This is a genomic window from Acinetobacter sp. YH01021, assembly GCF_013420255.1.
Taxonomy (GTDB): Bacteria; Pseudomonadota; Gammaproteobacteria; order Pseudomonadales; family Moraxellaceae; genus Acinetobacter.
Window position 1 is genome coordinate 1 of record NZ_VOYO01000058.1, and the last position, 4,281, is coordinate 4,281.

Here is a 4,281-nt window from a genome sequence, read left to right on the forward strand (position 1 = left end):
ATGGCGTATTTATATTCTGAATAAGGATAAAGAGTACCTAAGCTATAAGTTTTTTGAGCACTAATATAAGTTACTTTAAGGTCTGTAATTGGATAATCAGTCTGATTTTTAATAAAAATATATCCATTTTTTTCAAATGGCTGGCATCCTATAAGTAGAACTAATGTAAGACAGTAAAATAGGCTATTCTTCATTTTGGTAGTTCTTCAATCGGTCTTATGAGTTTATTAATAACTATAACTTGTGAGGTATCACAGCCATGATCTACTTCAGTTATCCAAGAATAATTATTTTTTTCTAGAGGATAGGAGCCGCCTCCTCCATATGCTACTTTATCACCTAAAAAATAAGTGTCTGAATCTACTTTTAAGCTCTTAGTTTCTATATTCCAATCTATAGTTTTCGTAGCAAAAATTGGCAGAACTTTAGAGCCATCAGCATGTTCTAGATATAAGCATTTACCTTCCTTAATAAGCTTAGCCTCACTATAACTTGCATTATCTGCTCCCCCTGTATAGTGAATACGTGGAACAACTATATTTGATTCTATTTTTTCTGTAACTGGACTACAGGCTGCAAGGAAAATTAATAAAATAAATTCTAATCTTTTCATATTAAAGGAATTTTTTGAGAAAATAATAGAGAAATTAAAGCAAATTATTCCAAAAAGCTCTGATTAAAAATTGTTAAAATTAGTAGACATATGAGAGAAAATTATGAAAAAATTTTTATACTTCAATTGCTTATCTTTTATTTTTACTTATTTATCTTTGTTTTATCAGAAATATACATTAGTGGATCGTATAGTTGTAGACAAGCTTGAAAAAGTTAAAGTCATTGGAGGAGGATTTCCCTTACAGTTTTTAGTAGATGGTGAAATATCTCCAGGTGGGATTATAGCGCTAGATCCTTTAAATATTATTATAGGAATAGATCAATTTATCTTCTTATATTTTATTTTTGATTATTTGTTCTGGATAAGTGTTTTATTTGCTTTTTACATAATTTTGAAAAGGTACAAACTAAGACAGATTTTCTAAAATTAACATAATACACGTTATACGAATCTAAAAATGGGAGCCTTTAGCTCCCATTTTTACTATATTTTTTAAAGTCTTAGGCGTGTTGTACTTTGAGTTTTAAGCCTAAAGCATTCACTACACGATTAATCGTATCAAAACGTGGTGCTGAATCATGACGTAGGGCTTTGTAGAGTGCCTCACGCCCAATTCCTGCTTCTTTAGCGATTTGAGTCATGCCACGAGCTTTAGCAATAACACCAAGAGCATGAGCTAATTCAGCTGGATCATTCTCTTCAAGAACCATGTTGAGATACATCACAATATCTTCTTCAGTTTTGAGTGACTCAGCCATATCAAAACTTGGTAAATCAGCGACTCTAACCATTTTAATCCTCCAATGTTTTCGATAGTTTGACTGCACGATCGATGTCTTGTTGCTGAGTTGATTTATCTCCTCCACCAAGCATTACAATCACTACGTCACCATGTTGGATGTAATACATCCTCCACCCAGAACCGAAGAATTCTCTCATTTCCCAAACGCCATCTTGGAGAGGTTTGATGTCTCCCCCAATTTCCACGTTGAACCTTATCTAATCCACGATTCAAGCGAATACGAGTCATATTGTCTTTAATGCCATCCAACCATTCATCAAATTCTGGAAGACGTATAATTTCAAGCATGAGGATTCCTTATCTTCTCACTATATTGTATTTGATCGAATACAATATGCAATTAATCTATACGAACATCCATTATGTTAGAACCCATTTAAAGTGTCTATGCGATAAACCATTTAAAATCTCCTGTTTTTAACTGCAAGAGTCAAGCACAGGATTTAAATTTCTTTGTTCAATAACAGCTTTCTGAGCTTTACGACTCGGCATACTTTTCTTGGCCCGGGAACGTTTATTTTTTTTTCCAGTTCTTCATGCTGTTGTTGGATATGATTCAGAACAGCACCCAACCGTTTATTCTCAACAATCTCTCGCTGATTCAGCTGACTTAATTTATCGAAGAGGCTGTAATTGATCTTTCGGCCATCATGCATGATCGCCACAGTGCCATCCGGGTACTCCAGAAATGAAATGTATTGCTCAACAAGCTTATGATTTAGCTCTGTCGGTTCAAGCAGATAAATATATTTGTCATACGTCAGGGTCAGATTCTTGGTGACCTTACGCGTTTCCTGCCAGGTGAATATATCCTCCAACTCAGCATCAGATTCAGTTAGAGGACGATGTAAGTTCTTTGAATTTCGCGCACACTTGGCAAACTTCTGGTTGAACTGCTCAATAAAGCAGGGCAACCATGCATTGGCCTCAGCAATCGAACTGATGCCTTCCAGACGCATCTCCTTGATCAAACGGTCTTGAAGGGTTCTATTCGCGCGTTCTACGCGACCTTTGGCCTGTGGTGAGTTGGCAAAGATAATATCAATCTTTAACTCATTCAGAATCCGGCCAAATTGCGTGATTTTGCTGTCCTGGCTCGATTTCTGGTTCACTCGGAAGACCGAATGTTTATCGCTATAAAAGGCCAGAGGCTTACCGTATTGTTCAATGTAGGCTCGGGTTGAAAGCATATAGTCGAAGGTCGTTTCCGCCTCACAGAAGCGCAGATGCAACAGCTTTCCAGTGGCATCATCGATATAAACCAGCAAGCAGCACTTAGCAGCGCGTCCTTCAAACCAGTCATGATATGAGCCGTCAATCTGGATTAGCTCACCGAAGCAATCCCGGTTATAACGTGGCTGATATGGACGTTTAAGGCGCTTGGATCGTGGAATCCAGAGGTCATTTGCAGTCATCCAGCGCCGAAGCGTTTCTACCGGGATATTCAGGTCAAACATGCTGCTGAGCTTCTCATGGGCCAAGGTAGGTCCAAATCCCAGCAGATGTTCAGAAATAATGGAAAGAAATTTTGATTTTAATAAATCGTCATGGCGATGATGGCCCGGTTGACCACGACTGGCATGCGACATACTTGAAACACCATCTTGATTGAGCTTCTGTAATAACCGGGTAATTTGACGGGTTGAAAGATTAAGGATTTCAGCAGCACGGACTTGTGTAATACGATGATCTCGAACGTCTTGCAGAACAGCAAGACGTTGAATTTCTTTGTCAGACATAGTGATCAGCATCTATATTTCATATCCAGTCCATGATGGTGAAAACCATCATAAACTAGACATTTTTATTGGTGAGAATATAGACATTTTGAATGGGTTTTAACACAAATTGTAAGCCCAAAATAGAAATGTCCGCTTTTAGAATGTGCACTTTTGCAATTTCCTTAGCGGACGGTTTGATATGTTGGTGTCTATGTCGGATAAAGAACTTAAACGATTGTCGGTTTTGCAGGAAATCTGCGATCAACGCATAACTCAATCCCAGGCTGCTCAGCTACTTCTACTTCATATTTCAGAATGTCAGGTCAGACGCTTACTGCAGAAATACAAAGTTCAAGGTCCAGCTGCATTATAGCCCATACGGGTCGTGGCCAAACCAGCAATTCCAGGCTTTCTGAAGAACTCAGACTCAAGTGCCTCAATATTGTTTCTGATCAACTGCATGGTTTCGGACCAACCTTGGCGCATGAAAAGCTTATTCAACAGGAGTTATGGTTCATTCTGACCAAGGCAGTCAGTACTGTAGTCGTGCTTTTAGAGCGCTATTATTGACGAATAACTGTATTCAAAGTATGTCACGCAGTCTTGCGCAGTACACTGCTCATGTTGGGACAATGCAGTGACTGAAAGCTTCTTTCATACATTGAAAGGTCATGTAATCCATGGCAGTGTGTTTGCCACTCGAAAAGAAGCGAATGCTGTCTTGTTTGACTATATCGAGATTTATTACAATCGAATCAGAATACATTCTGCAAATGGCTGGTTAAGTCCTGAAGCCTTTGAACAAAAATATTGTAAGAATTTAGAGGGATCGAATGTCCACAATACTGTCTAGGATCAGATAAAGGATTCTGCATCTGAAAAAAGGCCTTTAGCTTAATTCTGAGCTTCGACTAGGGTCTGTTGACATTTACTGTTCATAATTAACGCTATAAAGGTAGCCATAAAAATATACAGGCTAAAGCAACAGAACTTTGATAATTTCTTTTGAGCTTGCCATATCGAGTAGCTATTCCTCTAAATTGCTTTAATCTACAAAACATATTTTCAACTAAATGCCTGATTTTATATAAATACCAGTCCATATGATCATTGTTCGATTGGCTATTTGTTTTCTTTGGTAT

Annotated in this window: 3 protein-coding genes and 6 pseudogenes; 3 read left to right on the forward strand and 6 right to left on the reverse strand. The window is 37.8% G+C overall.

The annotated features are described in order from the left end of the window. Positions 1–194 (reverse strand): annotated as a pseudogene (locus FTT86_RS15945) (hypothetical protein); the annotation flags it as partial. Beyond that, entirely contained in the window at positions 191–613 is a 423-nt protein-coding gene (locus FTT86_RS15680) for a hypothetical protein (RefSeq protein ID WP_180181476.1), read from the reverse strand. The pseudogene FTT86_RS15945 and the gene FTT86_RS15680, both read right to left, overlap by 4 nt. Positions 614–716: 103 nt before the next feature. Between FTT86_RS15680 and FTT86_RS15685 the strand changes: the two genes are divergently transcribed. Next, positions 717–1,040 carry a hypothetical protein gene (locus FTT86_RS15685; protein WP_180181477.1) on the forward strand — a complete coding sequence of 108 codons (324 nt, stop codon included), beginning with the start codon at positions 717–719 and terminating at the stop codon, positions 1,038–1,040. Positions 1,041–1,116: 76 nt separating this feature from the next. Here FTT86_RS15685 and FTT86_RS15690 read toward each other — a convergent pair whose 3' ends face one another. The 3 genes and pseudogenes from FTT86_RS15690 to FTT86_RS15700 all read right to left on the reverse strand — a co-directional run bounded on the left by FTT86_RS15690 (position 1,117) and on the right by FTT86_RS15700 (position 3,169). Then, positions 1,117–1,407, reverse strand: coding sequence for an addiction module antidote protein (locus FTT86_RS15690; RefSeq protein WP_180039173.1), 291 nt, complete (start codon positions 1,405–1,407; stop codon positions 1,117–1,119). Between the two features lies 1 nt (position 1,408). Further along, positions 1,409–1,706: pseudogene (locus FTT86_RS15695) on the reverse strand (type II toxin-antitoxin system RelE/ParE family toxin). A gap of 129 nt (positions 1,707–1,835) precedes the next feature. Then, a pseudogene (locus FTT86_RS15700) lies at positions 1,836–3,169 on the reverse strand (ISNCY family transposase). Positions 3,170–3,350: 181 nt separating this feature from the next. Between FTT86_RS15700 and FTT86_RS15705 the strand changes: the two are divergent. Next, positions 3,351–3,634 (forward strand): annotated as a pseudogene (locus FTT86_RS15705) (helix-turn-helix domain-containing protein); the annotation flags it as partial. Beyond that, a pseudogene (locus FTT86_RS15710) lies at positions 3,628–3,992 on the forward strand (IS3 family transposase); the annotation flags it as partial. The pseudogenes FTT86_RS15705 and FTT86_RS15710, both read left to right, overlap by 7 nt. A gap of 94 nt (positions 3,993–4,086) precedes the next feature. Here the strand turns inward: FTT86_RS15710 and FTT86_RS15715 are convergent. Next, a pseudogene (locus FTT86_RS15715) lies at positions 4,087–4,281 on the reverse strand (IS5/IS1182 family transposase); the annotation flags it as partial.